The following is a 21314-nucleotide window of genomic DNA, read 5'->3' on the forward strand; positions in this document are numbered from 1 at the left end:
GCATGCAAAAATGCTGTTGCGCGATCGCGGGCGGATGCGGAATGATCGATGCAGGACGCGCGCCAACGAGGCGCCTGAATGGAGCATGAGATGCGGAATCCCGTGAAATTGGCCCTTCTGCTGCTGGCAACGACGCTGGGCGGGGCGCAACTGGCTGCGGCACAGACGCCGAAGGTCAAACTGGGCTTTGCGAAGTGCGCGCATTGTCTGCCGATGTCGCTGATCCCCGGTATTGCCAAGAATGTCGAGGTCGAGGCGACCGGCTTCAATTCCGGCAACGACGTGCTGACCGCGCTGATCTCGAAGAGCATCGACGTCGCCCAGGTGACCTATCTGCATTACATCACTGCGCTGGATAAGGGCTTCGACATCGTCGCCGTCTCCGGCCAGATCAACGGCGGCTCGGAATGCCTGTCGTCGCAGAAGCTCTCGCTGCCTGCGGATGACTGGTCCGCCTTCAAGGCGCTGGTCGCGAAAGCGAAGGCAGACGGCCAGCCGCTGAAGGTCGCCGCCTCCCGCGGCAATGCGCAGGACATCCACATGCGCGGCGCGTTCCTCAAGCAGGGCGTCGATCCGAACAAGGACATCCAGTTCATCAACATTCCCAATCCGTCGGACCATCTCGCGGCGCTACAGCGCGGCGAGATCGATATGGTCTGCTCGGTCGAGCCGTTCGCGTCGCAGATCCGCCTGGCTGGCGCTGGCAAGCATTTCGTGCTGCCCTATGACCAGGCTGCCGGCAATCTCACCAATCTTATCGTCACCCGCTCGGACGTGATCGCCAGCCAGCGCGGTGCGGTGCAGGGCGTCGTGACGGCGGTGGTCGATCTCAACAACAAGCTGACGGCTGACAACGGGCCGTGGATCGATGTCATCAACAAGCTGACCGGCCTCGACAAGGCCGTGGCCGCCGAGGCGCTGAAGAACGCGACGCCGGACTCGGCGATCTATCGTTCCAAGGCACTCGCGATCGCAACGATGATGCGCGACCTCAAGTACATCTCGAAGGACGTGTCCGCCGCGGTGGAGAAGAACATGGATTACTCCTTCCTCGAGCAGGCGACGGGAAAGACCAAGAATGACCTCGGTTATTGATGTGGCAAGCGCCAAGCCAAGATTTCGGCTGGCGCGCGCGGTGCAGGGCTGGGAACGCTTCGTCGTCCCGACCTTGCTGATCGTTGGTTGGGAAACGTTCGCGCGCTCCGGCATGCTGCCGCCGGCGCTGCTGCCGGCACCAAGCGCGGTGCTGCACGCGCTCGGCGATTGGGTGTTCGGCTTCGACGAGACCACGCAGACCTATTCGGGGCACTGGCTGCGCGACGCGTTTGCGAGCGCGCTGCGGGTGTTCAGCGGCTTCGCACTGGCGAGCGCGCTCGGCATCTTGGCGGGCGTGGCGATCGGCTGGTCGCGTCTGTGCGAGAAGACGCTGGAGCCGACGTTGCAGATGTTGCGTCCGATTCCGCCGGTGTCGTGGATTCCGCTGGCGATCATCTGGTTCGGAATCGCCGATAAGCCGGCGATCTTCCTGGTGTTTCTCGGCGCGTTCTTTCCGGTGCTGATGAACGCAATCCACGGCGTGAAGACGGTCGATCATAACCTGGTCCGCGCCGGGGCGATGATGGGTGCGAACGGACGGCAGATGCTGACCGATATCGTGCTGCCCGCAGCATTGCCGTCGATCTTCGCAGGGTTGCGGATCGCGGTCGGCTCGGCCTGGATGCTGACGGTCACTGCCGAGATGGTCGCGGTCAAGAGCGGGCTCGGCTACGTGTTGTGGGATTCCTACTATTTCCTGCGCTACGACATCGTGCTGGCGTCGATGATCTCGATCGGGCTGCTTGGCTATCTTTCGGACCTTGGCATCAAGGCGATCATGGGACGCGCGCTGCGATGGCAGCAGGCGACCACCGTGCAGGGGAGGGCCGGCTGATGGCGGCGATCGAACTTCGCAACATCGTCAAGGTATTCGCCGATCCCAAACGTGGGCGTGAATTGCTGACGCTCGACGCCATCAACCTGGATATCGATGCAAACGACTTCGTCTGTCTGCTCGGGCCGTCCGGCTGCGGGAAATCGACGCTGCTGAACATTATCGCCGGGTTCGAGCAGGCGACGTCGGGCCGCGCGCTGGTCGACGGCAAGCCGGTGGAGAAGCCAGGCTCGGATCGCGGTGTCGTGTTCCAGCAGCCGACGCTGATGCCGTGGCTGTCGGCGATCGACAACATCGCGTTCCACCTCAAGCTAAAGGGCGTCGCCAAGGCGGAGCGGCACGAGCGCGCCATGGAGTTCGTCGATTTGGTCGGTTTGCGCGGATTCGAGCATCATCACCCGTCAGAGATGTCCGGCGGCATGAACCAGCGCGTCGGCATCGCCCGCGCACTGCTGATGAACCCGCGCGTGATCCTGATGGACGAGCCGTTCGCAGCGCTCGATGCGCAAACCAAGCTGGAGATGCAGGAGGAACTGGTCTCGATCTGGCAGAAGCGCCGCTGCACCATCGTTTTCGTCACCCACAGCGTCGACGAAGCCCTGGTGCTCGGCAGCAAGATCGTGGTGATGACGCGCAGGCCCGGGCGCATCCGCGAGGCGGTGAACTTCGACCTGCCGCGTCCGCGCGACATCACCAGTCCGGAGTTCAACGACGCCAAGCGCCATATCCTCTCGCTGATCCGCGAGGAGTCGACGCGGCTTGCCAAAGCGTCCTGACAGGAACGAGGCGTGACCATGAGCGATGCAGCTTCCGCGCCGCGCGCGTGCGATCTTTTGGTGAAGGGCGGAGTGCTCCTGACGCTGGATGGAGCCGACCGGATCATTGCCGACGGCGCGGTGGCGATCGACGAGGGCCGCATCGTCGATCTCGGCGATTGCGGCGCGGTCGCGCCTCGCTGGCTGCCCGCGCGCACGCTCGATGCCCGCGAGCGTCTGGTGATGCCGGGCCTCGTCAATGTCCACAACCATACGCCGCTCATGATCACGCGCGGCATGATCGAGGACCTCGGCTTCGCGCCGATGTTCACGGCCGGTATCCCGCAAGGACATCGCTTGAGCGAGATGGAAGCGGCGGCGCTGTCGCGGCTTGGCGTTTACGAAATGCTGCGCACGGGATCGACGACTATTGTCGATTTCTATCGCTATCCGGAAGCGCTGGCGCAGGCGCATGCCGAACTCGGTACGCGGGCCGTGATCGCCGGCCGCATCCATGATGCCGATCCGGAGGCGCTGACGCAGAAGCGTTACGACTATTCGGCCGCAGCCGGCGCCCAGAGCGTGGCCGAGAACGTGGCGCTGGTGGAGCGCTGGCAAGGCCATGACAACGGCCGCATCCGTTGCGATTTCGCCCCGCATGCGCCGGACACCTGCTCGGACGGATTGCTGCGCGAGGTAACCGATCTGGTCGCTCGCCACGGCGGCAACGTTCACACCCATGTCTGCCAGAGCCCGATCGAGGTGGCGCAGACCCGCAACCGCAGCGGACGCTCGCCAGTCGAGGTGCTGGATGCCGCGGGGCTGCTCAACGAACGGCTGATCGCGGCGCACTGCATCCACGTCACCGCGGGGGATGAAGCCGCACTTGGCCACGCCCGCGCGACGGTGGCCTACACGCCGATCGGCAACGCCAAGACCGGACGGATCGCGCCGGTTGCCTCGATCGCGCGCCACGGTGCCCGCATCGCGCTGTGTACCGATACGTTCTCCGGCGACATGTTCGAGGCGATGCGTTGGGCGGTGGCGATGCAGCGCATCCGCGGCGAGACCGAAGGACTGAGCGCACGCGCTGCCATTCGCTGGGCGACGCAAGGCGGCGCCGCCGCGCTCGGGCTCGGCGACGAGATCGGTTCGCTCGCAATCGGCAAGAAGGCCGATCTCGTGCTGCTGGACCTGTCCGAGCCGACCTTCGCGCCGGTGATCGACGGGTTCGGCGCGCTGGTGTGGTCCGGCAACGGCAACAATGTGCGGACCGTCGTTGTCGATGGCCGGATCATCATGGAAGACGGCCATCTCACCCGCGCCGATGGTCCCGAACTGGTGCGCGAGGCGCAGAAGGTCGCCGAAAGCCTGTGGGCGCGGCACAACGTTGCGCCGGTGCGCCAGGCCGGGCGCTTGGCGGCTTCGGCATGAGCGCAATGCGCAAGCGTCTCGGCATGATCACGCCGTCCTCCAACTCGGTGCTGGAGCCGGTCACCTGCGCGATGCTGGCGGATGTCGCCGGCGTTGCCGCGCATTTCTCGCGCTTCCGCGTCACCGAGATCGCGCTCGATGCCGCAGCCCTCGATCAGTTCGATCCATCGGTGATGCTGCCGGCGGCGGACCTTTTGGCGGATGCCAAGGTCAATGCCATCGCCTGGAACGGCACCTCGGCGAGCTGGCTCGGGATCGACCGCGACATCAGCCTGTGTGCGGCGATCAGCGCGCGGACGGAAGCGGCGGCGACCACATCGACGCTCGCCTGCATCGATGCGGTGCGGGCATTGGACGCAAGGCGTGTCGGCTTCGTCACGCCGTATCGTGACGATGTCCAGCAGCGCATCGGCGAGGTCTGGCAGCAGGCGGGCGTCGTCTGCCATGCGGAGCGCCATCTCGGTTTGCGCGACAACTTCTCGTTCGGCGAGGTCGAGCCCGCAACGATCGCCGCGATGATCCGGGCGGTTGCCGCCGAAGGGGCGGATGCGGTGGTCGTTCTCTGCACCAACCTCGATGGTGCAGCGGTGGCCGCATCACTCGAAACGGAACTGGACATCGCCGTGCTGGATTCGGTTGCAGTGACGCTGTGGCGAACGATGGCGCTGGCGGGCGCGGACCCGCGCGGCCTGTCGGAATGGGGCCGGGTGTTCCGGACACCGGCGCGGACGCATTGACGGAGGTAGACGCATTGACGGAGGTATCGGTGACGCGATTTGACCTTGCCATTCGCGGCGGAACGATTGTCACGGCGAGCGACGAATTCCGGGCCGACATCGGCATTCGCGACGGCCGCATCGTCGCCATCGCCGATGGCATCGAGGGCGCCGCGCGCGAGATCGACGCCACCGGCCTGCTGGCGCTGCCGGGCGGGATCGACAGCCACGTCCATATCTCGCAGCCCTCCGGCCCCGACGTGCTGATGGCCGATGACTTCGCTTCGGCGACACGCGCGGCGGCTGCGGGCGGCAATACGATGGTGCTGCCGTTCGCGCTGCAGGAGAAGGGCACCTCGCTGCGGGCCTGTGTCGAGGCCTATCGCAAGCTTGCGGAGGGCGAGTGTTACATTGACGCGGCGTTCCACCTGATCATCACCGATCCGACCGCGGTGGTGCTGGGGCAGGAGCTGCCGGCACTGGTCAAGGACGGCTACACCTCGTTCAAGGTGTTCATGACCTACGACGATCTGGTGCTCAGCGACCGCGAGTTGCTCGAGGTGTTTGATGTGGCGCGGCGCGAGGAAGCGCTGGTGATGGTGCATTGCGAGGGCTACGACGCCATCCGCTATCTCACCATCAAGCTGGAGCGCGAGGGGCACATCGCGCCATACTTCCATGGCGCGTCGCGGCCGCAGGCGGTCGAGCGCGAGGCGACGCATCGCGCCATCAGCCATTCCGAGATCGTCGGCGTGCCGATCATGATCGTGCATGTGTCCGGCCGCGAAGCGATGGAGCAGGTGCGCTGGGCGCAGCAGCGTGGACTGCCGGTGCATGCGGAGACCTGTCCGCAGTACATCACGTTGACCGCCGACGACATGAAGGGGCTCAACATGGACATGAGCGGGGCGAAGTATGTCTGTTCGCCGCCGCCGCGCGATGCCGAAAGCCAGCAGGCGATCTGGGAGGGGATCACCACCGGCGTCTTCCAGACGTTCTCGTCCGATCACTGCCCGTTCCGCTATGACGACCCGCAAGGCAAGCTGACGCCGAATGCGCGGACCTCGTTTCGCTGGGTGCCGAACGGCATTCCGAGCGTCGAGACGAGGCTGCCGATCTTCTTCTCGGAGGGCGTGTCGAAGGGGCGGATTTCGCTACAGAAGTTTGTCGAACTGACCTCGACCAATCATGCACGGCTCTATGGCCTCTATCCACGCAAGGGTTCGATCGGGATCGGCTTCGATGCCGACATCACGCTGTGGGACCCGGCGCTGACGAAGCCGATCCGGCAGGCCGAACTGCACCACGGCTCCGACTACACGCCGTGGGAGGGCTTCGAGGTGACCGGCTGGCCGGTGATGACCATCGCGCGCGGACAGGTGGTGTGCGAGCGTGGCGAGATCGTCGGCGCCAAAGGCGCAGGCGAAGTGCTCAGCCGCGGCAAGTCGGGGGTGATTTGAGGGGGGTGCGAAGAGGAAGAGGGTGTTGCACGCGCTTTAGCGCGTGGGACTAACGTGTACGAGGCGTACGTCCAGCGAATGCGAATAAGCCCCACGCTGATGCTCGGGGCTTATTGTGAGTTCGATGCGTCAATCTTCTTTGCGAACGCCCTTGAATGGCGCTCCATCCTTCTTTCCATCCATGAACTTTCCTGTGTCTGCGTCACGCTTGATCCAGGTCTCAGTCTTTGGATTGTAGACCTGAGACCGATCTCGCACTGCGCCGTTGCGGTGACCGTCGCCTTTAGGAGGATTGGTTGCCATCGCTACTCTCCATTTGTCTATTTTCAGACCTCAGTCGTCTGCTCCAATCGCAGACGACTGAGGTAGCGTCTTACGAACACCCCGTCGTGCTTCCGCAGGTGTCGCACTTCATGCAGGTGCCGTTGCGGACCAGCGTGAAGTTGCCGCACTCCGAGCACATCTCGCCCTCGTAGCCCTTGGCCTTCGCTTCCGCGCGGCGTTCGGCCTTCGACGGCTGCGCCTGGACTTGCGCCTGCGGCTTCGACCACGCCAGCGCCTCGATCTTCTCGGTCGGCGACAGGTCGGTCTCGAGCTCGGCCTTCAGCGCGGTGGCGCCTTCCAGCGCATCCGAGGCACGCGCCGACGACAGCGCGGTGACGCTGGCCGCGGCCGGGGCCGTGGTCGCCGGCGTGCCGCGCATCACCACGAGGTTGTCGGTGCGCGAGCGGGTCAGGCCCTTCGACAGGTACTTGGCCGCACCGGTCGCTTCCGGCTGCTTGCCTTCCTCGACACCCTTGCCGAGCGCGTCGAAGTTCGACTCGGTCGGATCGACATGGGCGAGGTCGAACCGCGACATGTAGCTGACCGCCAGTTCGCGGAAGACATAGTCGAGGATCGAGGTCGCGTACTTGATCGAGTCGTTGCCCTGCACCGGGCCCGCAGGCTCGAAGCGGGTGAAGGTGAAGGCATCGACATACTCGTCGAGCGGCACGCCATATTGCAGGCCGAGCGACACGGCGATGGCGAAGTTGTTGATGAAGGAGCGAAGCGCGGCGCCTTCCTTGTGCATGTCGATGAAGATCTCGCCGAGACGGCCGTCATCGTATTCGCCGGTGCGGAGGTAGACCTTGTGGCCGCCGACCACCGCCTTCTGGGTGTAGCCCTTGCGGCGATCCGGCATCTTCTCGCGCTCGCGCAGCACGGTGACGCGCTCGACGATCTTCTCGACCACGCGCTCGGCGACCTGCGTGGTGCGGGCGGCCATCGGCTTGTCCAGGAAGGCGTCGACGCCGTCGTCCTCGTCGTCCTCGTCGGAGATCAGCTGCGCGTTCAGCGGCTGCGACAGCTTGGAGCCGTCGCGATAGAGTGCGTTGGCCTTCAGCGCGAGCTTCCACGACAGCAGGTAGGCGGACTTGCAGTCCTCCACCGTCGCGTCGTTCGGCATGTTGATGGTCTTGGAGATCGCGCCCGAGATGAACGGCTGCGACGCCGCCATCATGCGGATGTGGCTCTCCACCGAGAGATAGCGCTTGCCGATCTTGCCGCACGGATTGGCGCAGTCGAACACCGCATAGTGCTCGGGCTTCAGGTGCGGAGCGCCTTCCACCGTCATCGCGCCGCAGACGTGCACGTTGGCGGCTTCGATCTCGCGTTTGGTGAAGCCGATCGCGGTCAACAGGTCGAAGGTCGGCTGGTTCAGTGCCTCGGCATCGATGCCGAGCTTCTCGCGGATGAAGTCTTCGCCCAGCGTCCACTTGTTGAACGCGAACTTGATGTCGAACGCGGTCGGCAGCGCCTTCTCGATCTTGGCGATGGCCTCGTCAGTGAAGCCTTTGGCGCGCAGCGTCGAGTGGTTGATGCCTGGCGCGTTGGTCATCGAGCCGTGGCCGACGGCGTAGGCCTCGACCTCGGCGATCTCGCTCTCGCGGTAGCCGAGCGCCCGCATCGCTTCGGGGACGGCGCGGTTGATGATCTTCCAGTAGCCGCCGCCGGCGAGCTTCTTGAACTTCACTAGCGCGAAGTCGGGCTCAATGCCGGTGGTGTCGCAGTCCATCACCAGGCCGATGGTGCCGGTCGGCGCAACCACGGTGGTCTGTGCGTTGCGATAGCCATGCTGCTCGCCGAGCTCCAGCGCCTTGTCCCAGGCCGCCTTGGCGTGCGCGACCAGGTTCGGCTGCGGGCAGCTGGCGTGGTCGAGCGGCACCGGGTTCACGGCCAGCGCTTCATAGCCGCTGGTGTTGCCGTGGGCGGCGCGGCGGTGGTTGCGGATCACCCGCAGCATGTGCCCGGCGTTCTTCTTGTGGCCGGGGAAGGGGCCGAGCTCCTTCGCCATCTCGGCGGAGGTAGCATAGGCGGTGCCGGTCATGATCGCGGTCAGCGCGCCGCACAGCGCGCGGCCTTCCTTCGAGTCGTACGGCAGGCCCATGGTCATCAGCAGGCCGCCGATGTTGGCATAGCCAAGGCCGAGCGTACGGAATTCGTAGGAGAGTTCGGCGATCGCCTTCGATGGGAACTGCGCCATCATTACCGAGATTTCGAGCACGATCGTCCAGAGCCGGCACAGGTGCTCGTACGCATCGACGTCGAACGTGCGCGTCGTGGTGTTGTAGAACGTCAGGAGGTTCGCCGAGGCGAGATTGCACGCCGTATCATCGAGGAACATGTACTCCGAGCACGGGTTCGAAGCGCGGATGTCGCCGGACGCCTTGCAGGTGTGCCAGTCGTTCATGGTAGTGTTGAAGTGCAGGCCGGGGTCGGCCGAGGCCCAGGCGGCATAGCCGATCTTCTCCCACAGATCGCGCGCCTTCAGCGTCTTCATCACCTTCTTGCTGGTGCGGGCGGTGAGATTCCAGTCGCCATCGGTCTCGACCGCGCGCAGGAAGTCGTCCTTCAGCGAGACGGAGTTGTTGGAGTTCTGGCCGGAGACGGTCAAATACGCCTCTGAGTCCCAATCGGTGTCATAGATCGGGAAATCGATCTCCTTGTAGCCTTGCTTGGCGAACTGGATCACCCGCTTGATCATGTTGTCGGTGACCAGTGCGCGGCGGGCGAGCTTGATCTCGCGCCGCAGCGCCGGGTTCTTCTCGGGATCGAAGCAGTCGTCGCCCGAGCCTTCGCAGTTGACGCAGGCCTTCAGCACCGCCTTCAGGTGTTTCTGGTTCAGTTTCGAGCCGGTGACGAGGGCGGCAACCTTCTGCTCCTCCTTCACCTTCCAGTCGATATAGGCCTCGATATCCGGGTGATCGGCATCGACCACCACCATCTTCGCCGCGCGGCGCGTGGTGCCGCCGGATTTGATCGCGCCGGCCGCACGATCGCCGATCTTGAGGAAGCTCATCAGGCCGGACGAGCGGCCACCGCCGGACAGCTTCTCGCCTTCGCCGCGCAGGCGTGAGAAGTTGGAGCCGGTGCCGGAGCCGTATTTGAACAGGCGCGCCTCGCGCACCCACAGGTCCATGATGCCGCCCTCGTTGACGAGGTCGTCTTCGATGCCCTGGATGAAGCAGGCGTGCGGCTGTGGATGCTCGTAGGCCGACTTCGACTTGGTGAGCTTGCCGGTCTTCCAATCGACGTAGTAGTGGCCCTGGCCCGGACCGTCGATGCCGTAGGCCCAGTGCAGGCCGGTGTTGAACCACTGCGGCGAGTTCGGCGCGACCATCTGCATCGCGAGCATGTAGCGCAGCTCGTCATAGAAGGCGGATGCGTCGGCCTCCGAGGAGAAGTAGCCGCCTTTCCAGCCCCAATAGGTCCAGCAGCCGGCGAGGCGGTCGAACACCTGCTTCGACGACCGCTCGCCGCCGTAGCGTTCGGCCTCGGGCAGGGCGGCCAGCCCCTCGGTATCGGCGACCGCGCGCCACAGGAATGAGGGGACGGTTTCTTCCTCGACCTTCTTCAGCGCGGCGGGCACGCCCGCTTTCCGGAAATACTTCTGAGCGAGCACGTCCGAGGCGACCTGCGACCAGAAATCCGGCACTTCGACATTATCGAGATGGAACACGATCGAGCCATCGGGATTCTTGATCTCGCTCGTCGCCAGCCTGAACTGAATGCCAGCGTAGGGAGACTGCCCTTCCTTGGTGTAGCGCCGTTCAATTCGCATCGGTGTCATGCCCCGTCTCTTGCCGGCGATCCATCCCTCCCCGGGAAGATAACCGGTGATTTCTCATTCGCGATCCCGCGCCACCCATGCCGTCAGGCACACGTGGGAGGTGGATCGCGGCTCTGCCAGGTGGAAATCCCGGCTCTGTCAACGCCCCAACTGTTTTTGAGCCTATCGTGCCTGGCCGGGCTTGCCGCCCGCCGGCATCTGGCCTTGTTCCGCGCAGGCCGGGAGCCCGGGTCCGAATGGGACAGACACGTCCTCATCCGCTGCCTCGACCGGCGGCGGAGTGGGTGGGTGCAGACCCGTTTCAGGAGAGCGCCCGGCGAACCGCAAACCACTCGCGCCGAACAGGTCAAACTTTAGGACCAAGCCATCGCGCCCGTCAAGCAATAGTGCGAGTTCCTGAATCAAATACTAAATATGGTGGAAAGAGGGGAAAACCAAGGGGCTCAGCCGCGCCTCGATGGGCGCCAACTATCGGTGAGTCCTCATGGATTCGGAAGCCAGAAAATTTGCTTCAAGGTCTGTGAATTTCAGCTGCGCCCGCTCTTCACAGGGGAAGTTTTTATTCGGCCGAAGGGGTTGTCTTTTCGACGACTCGGTCGCGGCGGCCGGTTTCGGTTCGGGAACCACCATTCGGACCGCCAGTGTGCTCCGGAATCGGGCTGGCGGTGCGACTCGGCAACCAGATGTCGGCCCGGTCCCGGGGCAGGGCTTCCGGCAGGTCCGTCTGCAGGAAGGCCAGGAGTTTTTCCCGCACCTCGCAGCGGAGATCCCACGCGGCCGAGGCATTGCGGGCGCTCACCAGGGCGCGCAACTCGACCGTTCGCGAATTGGTATCGACCACCTGCAGATTCACCACAGCGCCGTCCCACAGCTTCGATTCGCTGAGAATGCTTGTGAGGCGCGAGCGGATGCGAGCCACATCGGCCGCGTAGTCCACATGCAGGATCACCGAGCCGATCAGCGACGCGGTTTCCCGCGTCCAGTTCTGGAACGGTTTCTCGATGAAATAGGTCAGCGGAACCACCAGCCGCCGCCAGTCCCACAGGCGGACCACGACATAGGTGGAGGCGATCTCCTCGACCCAGCCCCACTCGTTTTCGACGATCACCGCATCCTCGATGCGGATCGGCTGGGTGATCGCGATCTGCACCCCAGCGATCAGGTTGCCGAGCACGGGCCTCGCCGCCAGGCCGAGCACCAGGCCGGCGGCACCGGCCGAGGCGAACAGGCTGACACCGTACTGACGGACCGAATCGAACGTCATGAGGGCGGTCGAGACCGTGACAATGACGATGAGCGTATCCATCACACGCTTGAGGACGCGAACCTGCGTAACGTGTTTGCGCGCAAGCAGGTTGTCCTCGACGTCGACACGAAAGCGCTGCAGGTAGCGTCCGGCAGCCATGTCCACGGTCCGAACGGCGATCCAGCCGATCAGCGCGATACAGGCGACCACCATTGCCTGCGTCAGCCCCGATCGTAGCGGGGCGTTCAACGGTGCCAGCGGCATCACCAGGGCGACGGCGGCTAGGCAGAAGGCGAGGCGGCTCGGCTCCCGCGTCCGCTTCAGGATGATCAGCCACAGCGAGGGCTTGGCGCCGATGGTACGGCGGATCATCCATACCAGCAGCCGGTGTACGCTCAGCGCTGCGACAATCGCCAGCGCAACGAGAACCAGCCCGACGATCCACGTCGGAACCCAATCCAGCGCGATGACGATGTCGTCCCAGAAATCACCCATTGCGGTTCCATCTCCCGCGAGGCCCACAGAGAGTGGCTAACGCTTGGTGCGGCAAAGGGATCGCCGCAGCATGCAATTGGTGATGGTGGCGACCGATACTTGGACCGGTACTTGGACCGGTACTTGGACCGATACATGGACCGATACCCGGGCCTGCCGGTCCGCTGAAATCCTGGCACACCGCGATTTATGCTCGCATTTGGGCTGCTCTGGTGCCTAATTCTTCATCGCTGCTGCTTGCCGATTCCCTCCAGCCCTTTTTGCGATGACCGTCGATATCCAGAAGAGCGCGCCCCCACGAATCGCGCCGACCGGATTCCTGTTTCTCGGAATCATGTCGCTCGGCGCCGGAATCAATTGGCCAGTGCAGAAGCTCCTGCTCAGCGAGTGGCCGCCGATGTCGGCGCGGGGCCTGTCGGGCTTCGCGGGCGCGCTGGTGCTGGCTGCGCTGGCGGTGGCGCTCCGGCAGACGCTGCGGGTGCCGAACGGGATGTGGCCTCGGATCGTGATCTCGGCGCTGCTCAACATCACCTCCTGGGTGCTGATGATGGGCTACGCCTTGACGATCCTGCCGGCGAGCGAGGCCGCCATCATCGCCTACACCATGCCGGTGTGGACGGCGCTGCTGGCGTGGCCGGTGCTCGGCGAGCGGCTGACGCTGATGCGGGTGGTGGCGCTGCTGATGGCGTTTGCGGGCATCGCGGCGTTGATGGGCGGCAATTCGATCGAAGCAAGCCTCGTCAAGCTGCCGGGACTGATCCTGGCGCTGATCACCGCCGTCACCTACGCGCTCGGCACCATTTTCCTGAAACGCTTTCCGATCGCGATGCCGCCAGTCGCATCCGCCGCCTGGCAACTCGGCATCGGCTGCGCGCCGGTAGCGGTGCTCGGTCTCGCGATCGAGCGGCCGGAGATTGCAGCGCTCACGATCGTCGGCTGGCTGGCGCTGGCCTACAACACCACCGTCCAGCAATGCATCGGCTTCGTCTGCTGGCTCGCCGCGCTGCAACGGTTGCCCGCGTCGGTGGCGGCGATCGGCACCATGTTCGTGCCGATCATCGGTGTGATCGCTTCGGCCTATGCGCTCAATGAACCGCTCGGAGCGGCGCAGATCGCGGCCCTGGTCTTCACGATCGGCAGCGTCGTGCTGGCGGTGCGGTCGTGAATGGCGCGCGCGACCGGATATCGGCGGCGGGCGTGATGTTCCTGCTGACAACGTCGGTCGGCTGGGGCTTGAACTGGCCGATCACCAAATACCTGCTGACCCAGTGGCCGCCATTGTCGGCGCGTGGCCTGAGCGGGGTCGCCGGCGCCTTGGCGCTGGCGCTCTATGCGGTGGCAACGGGCGTGAGTCTTAGGGTGCCGCGCGACCAATGGTTCCGGCTGGTCGTCTCGGCGGTGCTGAACGTGTCGTTGTGGATGGCGGTGATGGGCTATGCGCTGGTGTGGCTGCCCGCGAGCGAAGCCGCCGTCATCGCCTACACGATGCCGATCTGGACGGCGCTCCTGGCCTGGCCGCTGCTTGGCGAACGGATGCGCTGGACGCGGGTGGTGGCACTGGTGATGGCCTTCATCGGGCTGGCGGCACTGCTTGGCGGCAACGACATGACGATCAGCGTGACGAAACTGCCCGGTGTGCTGCTCGCGTTGAGCGGCGCGATCGGGTTCGCGTTCGGCACCATCTTTCTGAAGAAGCACCCGATCCAACTGCCTGGCGTGACCTCGGCTGCCTGGCAGATCGGCGTTGGCTGCGCGCCGGTAGCGGCGGTCGGACTATTCGTCGAGCATCCGCAGCTGTCTGCGCTTACGGCTGGCGGGTGGGTCGCGCTGGCCTATGCGACCTTCGGACAGTTCTGCATCGCCTATGTCTGCTGGTTCGCGGCGCTGGAGCGGCTGCCTGCGTCCGTGGCCGCGATCGGCACGATGCTGGTGCCGGTGATTGGTGTCGTGGTCTCCGGGCTCGCATTGCACGAGCCGCTCGGGCCTGCGCAGATCGCAGCCCTTGCCTGCACGGTCATCGGCGTTGCACTCGCGGCGCGCGCCTGATGCGTAACATGGCGCGAGTGGGCAAACGAAAACCGGCGCCAGGAAGCGCCGGTAATCGAGACGAAGTACCCGTTAGTTACGGGCAGGGATAACGGTTGCCGTCGTAATTCAGATAGGTGCGCGTACGCGGATCGTAGGACCGATAGCGCTGGCGGCAATAGGCGTCGTCTGCCGCAGACGATGACGGTGCGGGAACATAGGCATACCCGTCGTCATAATCGTCGTCATAGTAATAGGACGAGCCGTAGTACGGCGAAGCGAGGGCGCCACCAAGCAGCAGGCCCGTACCGAAGCCGATGCCCGGGCCGACCCAATGCCGGTGACGATGCCAACCGCCGCCGCCCCAGCCGGGGCGTCCGCCCCAACCGGGCCGGCCGGCCCAGCCGCCACCGCCGGGCGGCCGCACGATAGCGCCGCCGCCAGCCTTAAGGCCGCCTCCGCCCATATGGAAACCACCTCCGCCGCCGCCCATGCGGATGCCGCCGCCACCGCCGCCGCCTCCACCCATGCGGGCACCGCCGCCGCCACCGCCGCCTGCCTTCAATCCCTGGGCGGTCGCCATCGATGCCGTCATCAACGGAAACGCCAGGGCGAGCAGGGATGCTGCCGCCATCAATTTGAAACTACGCATAAAAGGTCTCCCCGCATGTCATGAGCAGCTGAACCGAGCAGCTAAGCCGCGAACGGCCGGGATGTTCCATGTGCTCACAGGCTTGTCATCCGCTCCGGAACGAGAGCAGACATCCCATGTACTCAGTCTGAACAAATTAAGCCGGTTTCGAGGCAGGGAACCAGCCTGGGCCAAATTCGAGGTTCGAATTGAGGTTCTTTACGTATACTTTTGTTTTTCCGGGATTCTTCTCGTTCGCTGTCCCAGCATCCCGGGGGGCGCGCGGGCTTGCACCGGGTGCTGGACAACGTCCGCGGTGAATGCCATCAAGGCTCGACGTTTTGCTCCGGATTCCCGCACGATGAAGCAGTTTTTCCTGAAGATCTTCACCTGGTGGAACAGCCAGACCTTCGGCACCCAGGTTTGGACCGCTCTCTACGGCGAGTTCGTCGGTGAAGACGAGAACGGCAACCGTTATTACCGGACCAAGGGCGGCAAGATCGATCCGACGCTCGGCTTCGAGCGACGCTGGGTGATCTACAACGGCTATGCCGAGGCTTCGACCATCACCGCAGACTGGCACGGCTGGATGCACCACACCGTGGACGTGCCGCCGACCGAATTGAATTACAAGCCGCGCGAGTGGGAGAAGCCGCATCGGGCAAACCTGACCGGCACCGCTGGCGCGTACCGGCCATCGGGCTCGATGCTGGCCTCAGGCCGCCGTCCGAAGGCGACCGGCGATTACCAGGCCTGGACGCCGGGTCAGTAACGGCGCCAACTCTGTTCTGACGAACGCCTGCCATGGATTCGCCATGGCGGGCGTTCGCATGTTGAACCGGCATTTGTCCGCGCTAGACAGCATCAGCCTGTCGCTGCGCCGGCAACTTTCGCTATGCTAACCTGCGAAATCGGCGACCGGAGTTTGGCCATGGCGAAGTCCTGGACCGACAAGTTCAATGATCCACGCCCGCATCAGGTGAAGCCCGTGCCGGTCGATATCGCCGGCATGAAGAAGGGCGAGATTATGCTGGTGCCGACGCCGAAGATCATCGACGCCTTCATTGCGAGAATTCCGCGCGGGCAGGGCATGGACGTGAAGACCTTCCGCGCCAAACTCGCCAGAACCTACAAGGCAGAGGTGACGTGTCCGATCACCACCGCCATTCATCTGCGCACCGTCGCGGAGATGGCGCTGGAACGGCACCAACAGGGCGCCAAGCTCGCCGAGGTCACACCGTTCTGGCGGGTGCTCGACGAGCGCACGCCGGTCGCGGCGAAGCTCTCCTGCGGCACCGCGTTCGTGAAGAAGCAGCGCAAGGCGGAAGGGCTTTGACGCGCGGACTTTGATACGCCGGAGCGATTGAGCCTGCTCTCTCTTGATCGCCTGCGTTTGAGCTGTGCGTAATGCTCTTTGAGGCGGCGTCAGCCGGCCGAGGCCGCGAGCCGTGCGGCGGCCTGCTCGACGGCAGCCATGCGTTGCGATTGGCCTGCTGCCGCGGAGGTGATGCGCTGGGTGATTCGTTGCACCACCTCGGGAGGAGCCGTGTCCGGCGAACCAGCATTGAATGGCGGCGCCGGATCGTACTCTAGCATCAACTGGATCGTCTGCGCGGTGGTGCGGTCGGAGAGCTTCTCCGCCAGCGTTAGGCCAAAGTCGATACCGGCGGTGACACCGCCGCCGGTGATACGGTTGCGATCGACGCAGACGCGCGTCTTCTCCACGGCGACGCCAAGCTTGTCGAGCAACGGTATGGCCGACCAGTGGGTGGCCGCCCTGTAGCCACCGAGCAGACCCGCCGCCGCCAGCACCAGCGAACCGGTGCAGACCGAGGTGACGTAGCGCGCGTTGGCCGCCTGCTTGCGCAGGAATGCGAGCACCTCCTCGTCGTTCAGCAAGGCGTCGGTGCCGAAGCCGCCAGGGACGCAAATGACGTCGAGCTGAGGGCAATCAAAGAATGTCGCCGTCGGCGTGATCGTCAATGCGGTGTCGCTCGCCACTGGCTCGATCCGCTTCCAGATCAGGTATGTCTTTGCTCCCGGCACGCGGCTCAACACCTGCAGGGGGCCGGTGAAATCGAGCTGGGTGACGTTCGGAAACACGACGAAGCCGATGTGAATGGTGTCTGCCATGGGGCGCTCCTGCGGGCATAGGCTTGCTTGACGCGATCAACCTCGCATGCTTGGCTGATGGCATAAATGACATATTTCCCTCGATTTCAGACATAGCCGCCGGAGCGAGCGATTATGGCCGGTATCGGCATCCTGGTGTTTCCCGATTTCCAACTGCTGGATGCAAGCGGGCCGATCGCGGCGTTCGAGATCGCACACCGCTTCAGCGGCAAGCGGCCACAGATCACGGTCTTCGCGTCGAAGGCGGGAGCGGTGCGTTCGTCATCGGGCGTCGCGATCCAGGCGCGGGGCATCAAGGGAGCGGCGCTGCCGCATACGCTGATCGTTGCGGGGGGTGACGGGACGCGTGGAGCAATCGCCGATGCGCGGCTGATGAATTTCGTCCGCGCGGCCGCTCGCAACGGACGCCGCGTCGCGAGCGTCTGTTCGGGCTCCTACATTCTGGCTGAAGCGGGACTGCTCGACGGCCGCCGCGCTACCACCCATTGGGGGCGAACGCAGCACTTTCTCGCGCGCTATCCGAAGGTCAAGCTCGAGCCGGACCGGATCTACGTACAGGACGGCAACATCTGGAGTTCGGCCGGCATCACCGCTGGGATCGATCTCGCGCTGGCGATGATCGAGGACGATTTCGGCGAGGCAATCGCCCGCCAGGCCGCGCGCCAGCTCGTCGTTTATCACCGCCGTCCGGGCGGCCAATCACAGTTCTCGGCGCTGCTCGAACTGACGTCGCCGACCGGCCGTTTCAAGCCGCTGCTGGCGTGGGCGCGCGAGCACCTCGACCAGCCGCTTACTGTCGAACGTCTCGCCGAGCAGGCGCGTATGAGTGCGCGACACTTCTCGCGCAGTTTCACCGCCGAGCTTGGCGTCTCGCCGTCGAAGGCGGTCGAGCGATTGCGGATCGAGGTCGCGCGCAGCCGCGTGCAATCGGGCTCTGAGCCGATCGAAATGATCGCACAATCATCCGGTTTCGGCGATGCGGAGCGGATGCGGCGTGCATTCGTACGCACCTTCGGTCACCCGCCGCAGTCGTTGCGGCGGGCCGCGCGCTTGGCGTGAGGAGCTGCGCGACATCGAGCGAGATGCATCACGCGCGCGTACGCGCACCTAAAGGCGTGCGGGCTTAGACCAAGGCTAGGCGCGGGCCTTCAGCCAGGCTGCGACCTCGCGGGCAGCAACGTTGGCCTCGGGCAGGATCTTGCCCATGGTGATGAAGCCATGAAACTGTCCGGGAAAGTGGCTGTAGGCAACGTCGATGCCGGCGTCCTTCAGCCGTTCGGCATATTCGGCACCTTCGTCGTGCAGCGGATCGGCGCCGCAGGTCATGACGTAAGCCGGGGGCAGGCCCTTGAAGTCCTTGATCCGCAGTGGCGAGGCGCGCCAGTCGTCGATGTCACCGTTGCCGTTCAGATACTGCGTGCGGAACCAGCCGATCAGCGAGCGGGTCAAGAGCGCGCCAGTATCGGGATCGAGATGCGAGGGATGCGACATGGAGAAATCGGTCGCGGGATAGATCAGCACCTGGCCGGCAAGTTTCGGTCCGCCGGAATCGCGCGCATGAATGGCGACCACGGCGGACAGGTTGCCACCGGCGCTGTCGCCGCCGATGAAGATGCGGTTCGGATCGATGCCGAATGTGCTGGCGTTGTCGGCAATCCAGCGGGTTGCGGCGATCGAGTCGTCCACGGCGGCCGGAAATTTGTGCTCGGGCGCAAGCCGGTATTCGATCGACACGACGATGATGCCCGCATCGTTGGCGAGGGTGCGGCAGAGCACATCATGGGAGTCGATGTTGCCGATCACGAATCCGCCGCCGTGAATGTAGATCAATGCGGCCGCTGTGCCAGTCGCTGCCGCCGGTTTGTAGACCCGCAACGGGATCGGGCCCGCAGGCGAGGGTGCAGAGATATCCTCCACCGAGGCGACGTGCGGCGGCTCCGGTTGCGAGGCGGCGCGTGCGGCCATGTACGCCTCGCGCGCTTCCGGCGGCGACATCGTCTCGTAGGACGGCCGGTTGGCATCACGAAAAGCCTTCATCACCGCGGCGGCAGACGGATCGAGCACGACGGACATGGATGTTTCCTCCTGTGCTGTTTTTTGCGAACCGGGCGCTCTGCGTCAGCACGATCGCCCGCGTTTTTGGGGCTTATCGGTCTTAGAGAGTTGGCGTCGCGCTTTGCCCCTAGCGCGACGCCTTGAAGTCACGCCTCGACGTTACGCCTTGGACTTGAGCCAGGCCGCAATCTCGCTGGTGAGGGTGTTGGCCTCGGGCAGCAGTTTGCCCATGGTCCAGAAGCCATGGAATTGGCCGGGATAGTCGCTGTAGGCAACCTCGACGCCGGACGCCTGCAGGCGGTCCTTGTACTCGACGCCTTCGTCATGCAGTGGGTCGGCGCCGCAGGTGATCACCAGTGCCCGCGGCAGGCCCTTGAGATCCTTCACCCGCGCTGGCGACGCGCGCCAGTCGTCAACGTCGCCGGTGCCGTTCAGGTAGTGATCCTTGAACCAGCGCATCAGCGAGTGGGTCAGCAGGACGTCGGTATCCGGATCGCGATGCGAGGGATGCGACAACGCGAGGTCGGTGGTGGGATAGATCAGCACCTGACCAGCGAACTTCGGGCCGCCCTTGTCGCGGGCATGGATGGTGACGACCGCGGTGAGATTGCCGCCGGCGCTGTCGCCGCCGACGAAGATCCGGTTCGGATCGATGCCGAGCTTGGCGGCATTGTCGACGACCCATTGCGTCGCCGCGATCGCATCGATGGCGGCCGCTGGAAATTTGTGCTCGGGAGCAAGACGATAGTCGACGGCCACGACGATGAAGCCTGCCTGGTCGGCGACCATGCGGCAGACCACGTCGTGGGAATCGAGGTCGCCGATCACCCAGCCGCCGCCGTGATAGAACACGAGAGCCGGAGCGGGATGGCCGAGCGGTGCCTTCGGCTTGTAGACGCGCAGCGGGATCGGCCCGTCCGGCGACGGGGCGGAGATATTTTCGACCGAGGCGAGCTCGGGCGGATCGGGTTGCACCACGGCGCGGCCGAGTGCGGACGCCGCGCGGGCTTCCGGCGCGGGCATCGTCTCGTACTTCGGCCGGTTCGCCTCGCGGAAGGCCTTGATGACGGCGGCGGCGGACGGGTCGAGTACGACGGGCATCGTGAGTTTCCTCCAAATTGCGTTTTTGTCGCCGTGTTGTAGGCGGCTGATCTGACTATCTCATCGCCAACCGGCTCTGACCAGTGCGGCCAAAGCACGTCCCTGCATGCGCAGATCGCGACCAGCGCATGCGAGCCTGCAATCCGCACAGTCGCTTCCGATGAAACTCCAGTCCGCCGGTGATCGGATTGCAAATCTCGCAGGGAACTCCGGCGGTTACGCCCTTTCCATGCCGTATTCAGCGTGTTAACCCGACGTTTGAGCGGCCTTGCGATCCTGCGAGCCCGATTCGCCTTTGGTTGATGTCGCGCGCAATGCTTCGATCCGCCTCATTCATCCTTCTTGCCGCGATGACAGCCGCAGGACTTGTGTATCCGGTGCCATCGCTGGCCCAGTACTTCGGCAATCAGCCGCCACGCCCGCCAGGCAATGTCGGTGCCCAGGAGCGGGTGCAGGACCCCGACGCGGAAGACGTGCCGGACATTCCGCAGGGACGCATTCTGCCGGCGCCGAACCGGCTGCCGCCGGGCGGGAGCATCCCGCCGCCAGGATCGGTGCAGTCGCAGCCCTTGCCGATGCCGCCGCAGCAACAGCCCGGATCGCCGCCAGCCGGTCCCGCCGTCGCCACGCCGAACCCGCTGCCAGGCCTGCCGCCCGGTCAGCGCCAGCCGCGGGGAACGCCTGCGGCCGCCCCCGCGACCGTGCAGCCGGGTGACGAGATCGTCACTGCGCCGCCGGCGCAAAAGATCGTCAACAAGCAGGCGGTGTTTGCCGGGCTCGACAAGATCACCGGCCGTATCATCAAGTTCGACGTCGATATCGGCGAGACCGTGCAGTTCGGTGCGCTGCGGGTGAAGCCGCAGGCCTGCTACACGCGGCCCGCGACCGAGGCGACCAACACCGATGCCTTTGTCGAGGTGGACGAGATCACCCTGCAGGGCGAGGTCAAGCGCATCTTCTCGGGGTGGATGTTTGCGGCAAGTCCCGGCCTGCACGGCGTTGAGCATCCGATCTACGACGTGTGGCTGACTGACTGCAAAGGTCCGGATGCGACCGTTGCCAGCGCGCAGCCCGAGCCGCCACCGCGTGCGCCGCCGGCTCAGAAGCAGCGGCAACCGGCCCGGCGGCAGGCGCCTCCGCCACCTCCGCCGCCGCAATACCAGCCGCAGTATCAGCCCCAGCCCGCGCCGCTGCCAGGCTTCCGCTGAGCGCGAAGCCGTTG

19 protein-coding genes are annotated in these 21314 nt (G+C 64.9%); 12 read left to right on the top strand and 7 right to left on the bottom strand.

All coding sequences use genetic code 11. The features are described from left to right. Positions 1–90: 90 nt before the first annotated feature. Genes X566_RS18735 through hydA form a run of 6 tightly spaced genes read left to right on the top strand, consistent with a single transcriptional unit; the run spans position 91 to position 6295 of the window. Positions 91–1095, top strand: a complete 1005-nt coding sequence (locus X566_RS18735; protein WP_034472399.1) for an ABC transporter substrate-binding protein — start codon at positions 91–93, stop codon at positions 1093–1095. Further along, the gene (locus X566_RS18740) at positions 1079–1930 is read left to right on the top strand and encodes an ABC transporter permease (RefSeq protein WP_034470444.1); all 852 of its coding nucleotides are present in this window, start codon (positions 1079–1081) and stop codon (positions 1928–1930) included. Before X566_RS18735 ends, X566_RS18740 begins: the two co-directional genes overlap by 17 nt. Then, positions 1930–2706, top strand: coding sequence for an ABC transporter ATP-binding protein (locus X566_RS18745; protein ID WP_034472403.1), 777 nt, complete (start codon positions 1930–1932; stop codon positions 2704–2706). Before X566_RS18740 ends, X566_RS18745 begins: the two co-directional genes overlap by 1 nt. An 18-nt stretch (positions 2707–2724) precedes the next feature. After that, positions 2725–4119 (top strand): amidohydrolase family protein, encoded by a 1395-nt coding sequence (locus X566_RS18750; RefSeq protein WP_051444343.1) that lies wholly within the window; start codon positions 2725–2727, stop codon positions 4117–4119. Next, positions 4116–4856, top strand: a complete 741-nt coding sequence (locus tag X566_RS18755; RefSeq protein ID WP_034472407.1) for an aspartate/glutamate racemase family protein — start codon at positions 4116–4118, stop codon at positions 4854–4856. Before X566_RS18750 ends, X566_RS18755 begins: the two co-directional genes overlap by 4 nt. 29 nt (positions 4857–4885) lie before the next feature. Continuing rightward, positions 4886–6295: a dihydropyrimidinase gene (hydA, locus tag X566_RS18760; protein WP_034472409.1), complete on the top strand. Its 1410-nt coding sequence runs from the start codon at positions 4886–4888 to the stop codon at positions 6293–6295. A gap of 129 nt (positions 6296–6424) precedes the next feature. Here the strand turns inward: hydA and X566_RS24810 are convergent, their stop codons facing one another. The 3 genes from X566_RS24810 to X566_RS18770 all read right to left on the bottom strand — a co-directional run bounded on the left by X566_RS24810 (position 6425) and on the right by X566_RS18770 (position 12147). Further along, positions 6425–6598, bottom strand: coding sequence for a hypothetical protein (locus tag X566_RS24810; protein WP_152539981.1), 174 nt, complete (start codon positions 6596–6598; stop codon positions 6425–6427). Between the two features lie 70 nt (positions 6599–6668). Next, the gene (locus X566_RS18765) at positions 6669–10397 is read right to left on the bottom strand and encodes a vitamin B12-dependent ribonucleotide reductase (RefSeq protein ID WP_034472410.1); all 3729 of its coding nucleotides are present in this window, start codon (positions 10395–10397) and stop codon (positions 6669–6671) included. Between the two features lie 568 nt (positions 10398–10965). Then, positions 10966–12147 carry a mechanosensitive ion channel family protein gene (locus X566_RS18770; protein ID WP_051444344.1) on the bottom strand — a complete coding sequence of 394 codons (1182 nt, stop codon included), beginning with the start codon at positions 12145–12147 and terminating at the stop codon, positions 10966–10968. Positions 12148–12412: 265 nt separating this feature from the next. Between X566_RS18770 and X566_RS18775 the strand changes: the two genes are divergently transcribed. Further along, the gene (locus X566_RS18775) at positions 12413–13312 is read left to right on the top strand and encodes a DMT family transporter (RefSeq protein ID WP_034470447.1); all 900 of its coding nucleotides are present in this window, start codon (positions 12413–12415) and stop codon (positions 13310–13312) included. A gap of 35 nt (positions 13313–13347) precedes the next feature. Next, positions 13348–14193 carry a DMT family transporter gene (locus X566_RS18780; RefSeq protein WP_051444481.1) on the top strand — a complete coding sequence of 282 codons (846 nt, stop codon included), beginning with the start codon at positions 13348–13350 and terminating at the stop codon, positions 14191–14193. Between the two features lie 76 nt (positions 14194–14269). On the opposite strand, the gene X566_RS18785 is transcribed toward X566_RS18780, so the two are convergent. Next, positions 14270–14824 carry a BA14K family protein gene (locus tag X566_RS18785; RefSeq protein WP_034470452.1) on the bottom strand — a complete coding sequence of 185 codons (555 nt, stop codon included), beginning with the start codon at positions 14822–14824 and terminating at the stop codon, positions 14270–14272. A 340-nt stretch (positions 14825–15164) separates the two neighbouring features. On the opposite strand from X566_RS18785, the gene X566_RS18790 reads away from it, so the two are divergent. Beyond that, positions 15165–15575 (top strand): NADH:ubiquinone oxidoreductase subunit NDUFA12, encoded by a 411-nt coding sequence (locus tag X566_RS18790; protein ID WP_034470455.1) that lies wholly within the window; start codon positions 15165–15167, stop codon positions 15573–15575. A gap of 159 nt (positions 15576–15734) precedes the next feature. Then, complete coding sequence (locus X566_RS18795; protein ID WP_034472415.1) at positions 15735–16139, top strand: hypothetical protein; 405 nt, start codon at positions 15735–15737, stop codon at positions 16137–16139. Positions 16140–16228: 89 nt separating this feature from the next. Here the strand turns inward: X566_RS18795 and X566_RS18800 are convergent, their stop codons facing one another. Next, positions 16229–16936: a DJ-1/PfpI family protein gene (locus tag X566_RS18800; protein WP_034470458.1), complete on the bottom strand. Its 708-nt coding sequence runs from the start codon at positions 16934–16936 to the stop codon at positions 16229–16231. A 114-nt stretch (positions 16937–17050) separates the two neighbouring features. Between X566_RS18800 and X566_RS18805 the strand changes: the two genes are divergently transcribed. Next, positions 17051–17995, top strand: a complete 945-nt coding sequence (locus tag X566_RS18805; RefSeq protein ID WP_034470463.1) for a GlxA family transcriptional regulator — start codon at positions 17051–17053, stop codon at positions 17993–17995. Between the two features lie 75 nt (positions 17996–18070). Here the strand turns inward: X566_RS18805 and X566_RS18810 are convergent, their stop codons facing one another. Both X566_RS18810 and X566_RS18815 read right to left on the bottom strand, forming a co-directional pair. Further along, positions 18071–19009: an alpha/beta hydrolase gene (locus X566_RS18810; RefSeq protein WP_034470466.1), complete on the bottom strand. Its 939-nt coding sequence runs from the start codon at positions 19007–19009 to the stop codon at positions 18071–18073. A 141-nt stretch (positions 19010–19150) separates the two neighbouring features. Continuing rightward, a complete protein-coding gene (locus X566_RS18815; RefSeq protein ID WP_034470467.1) occupies positions 19151–20092 on the bottom strand; it encodes an alpha/beta hydrolase in 942 nt (313 codons plus the stop codon). A 314-nt stretch (positions 20093–20406) separates the two neighbouring features. Here X566_RS18815 and X566_RS18820 point away from each other — a divergent pair, with 314 nt between their 5' ends. Further along, complete coding sequence (locus X566_RS18820) at positions 20407–21300, top strand: DUF2155 domain-containing protein (protein ID WP_034472417.1); 894 nt, start codon at positions 20407–20409, stop codon at positions 21298–21300. The last annotated feature ends 14 nt before the right edge of the window (positions 21301–21314 follow it).

This window comes from Afipia sp. P52-10 (assembly GCF_000516555.1).
GTDB lineage: Bacteria > Pseudomonadota > Alphaproteobacteria > Rhizobiales > Xanthobacteraceae > P52-10.

Bases quoted from the DNA above. Each gene is read 5' to 3' on its own strand.
- X566_RS18735 (WP_034472399.1), top strand. From the start codon at position 91: ATGCGGAATCCCGTGAAATTGGCCCTTCTGCTGCTGGCAACGACGCTG.
- X566_RS18740 (WP_034470444.1), top strand. From the start codon at position 1,079: ATGACCTCGGTTATTGATGTGGCAAGCGCCAAGCCAAGATTTCGGCTG.
- X566_RS18745 (WP_034472403.1), top strand. From the start codon at position 1,930: ATGGCGGCGATCGAACTTCGCAACATCGTCAAGGTATTCGCCGATCCC.
- X566_RS18750 (WP_051444343.1), top strand. From the start codon at position 2,725: ATGAGCGATGCAGCTTCCGCGCCGCGCGCGTGCGATCTTTTGGTGAAG.
- X566_RS18755 (WP_034472407.1), top strand. From the start codon at position 4,116: ATGAGCGCAATGCGCAAGCGTCTCGGCATGATCACGCCGTCCTCCAAC.
- X566_RS24810 (WP_152539981.1), bottom strand. From the start codon at position 6,598: ATGGCAACCAATCCTCCTAAAGGCGACGGTCACCGCAACGGCGCAGTG.
- X566_RS18765 (WP_034472410.1), bottom strand. From the start codon at position 10,397: ATGCGAATTGAACGGCGCTACACCAAGGAAGGGCAGTCTCCCTACGCT.
- X566_RS18770 (WP_051444344.1), bottom strand. From the start codon at position 12,147: ATGGGTGATTTCTGGGACGACATCGTCATCGCGCTGGATTGGGTTCCG.
- X566_RS18775 (WP_034470447.1), top strand. From the start codon at position 12,413: ATGACCGTCGATATCCAGAAGAGCGCGCCCCCACGAATCGCGCCGACC.
- X566_RS18780 (WP_051444481.1), top strand. From the start codon at position 13,348: ATGTTCCTGCTGACAACGTCGGTCGGCTGGGGCTTGAACTGGCCGATC.
- X566_RS18785 (WP_034470452.1), bottom strand. From the start codon at position 14,824: ATGCGTAGTTTCAAATTGATGGCGGCAGCATCCCTGCTCGCCCTGGCG.
- X566_RS18790 (WP_034470455.1), top strand. From the start codon at position 15,165: ATGAAGCAGTTTTTCCTGAAGATCTTCACCTGGTGGAACAGCCAGACC.
- X566_RS18795 (WP_034472415.1), top strand. From the start codon at position 15,735: ATGGCGAAGTCCTGGACCGACAAGTTCAATGATCCACGCCCGCATCAG.
- X566_RS18800 (WP_034470458.1), bottom strand. From the start codon at position 16,936: ATGGCAGACACCATTCACATCGGCTTCGTCGTGTTTCCGAACGTCACC.
- X566_RS18805 (WP_034470463.1), top strand. From the start codon at position 17,051: ATGGCCGGTATCGGCATCCTGGTGTTTCCCGATTTCCAACTGCTGGAT.
- X566_RS18810 (WP_034470466.1), bottom strand. From the start codon at position 19,009: ATGTCCGTCGTGCTCGATCCGTCTGCCGCCGCGGTGATGAAGGCTTTT.
- X566_RS18815 (WP_034470467.1), bottom strand. From the start codon at position 20,092: ATGCCCGTCGTACTCGACCCGTCCGCCGCCGCCGTCATCAAGGCCTTC.
- X566_RS18820 (WP_034472417.1), top strand. From the start codon at position 20,407: ATGCTTCGATCCGCCTCATTCATCCTTCTTGCCGCGATGACAGCCGCA.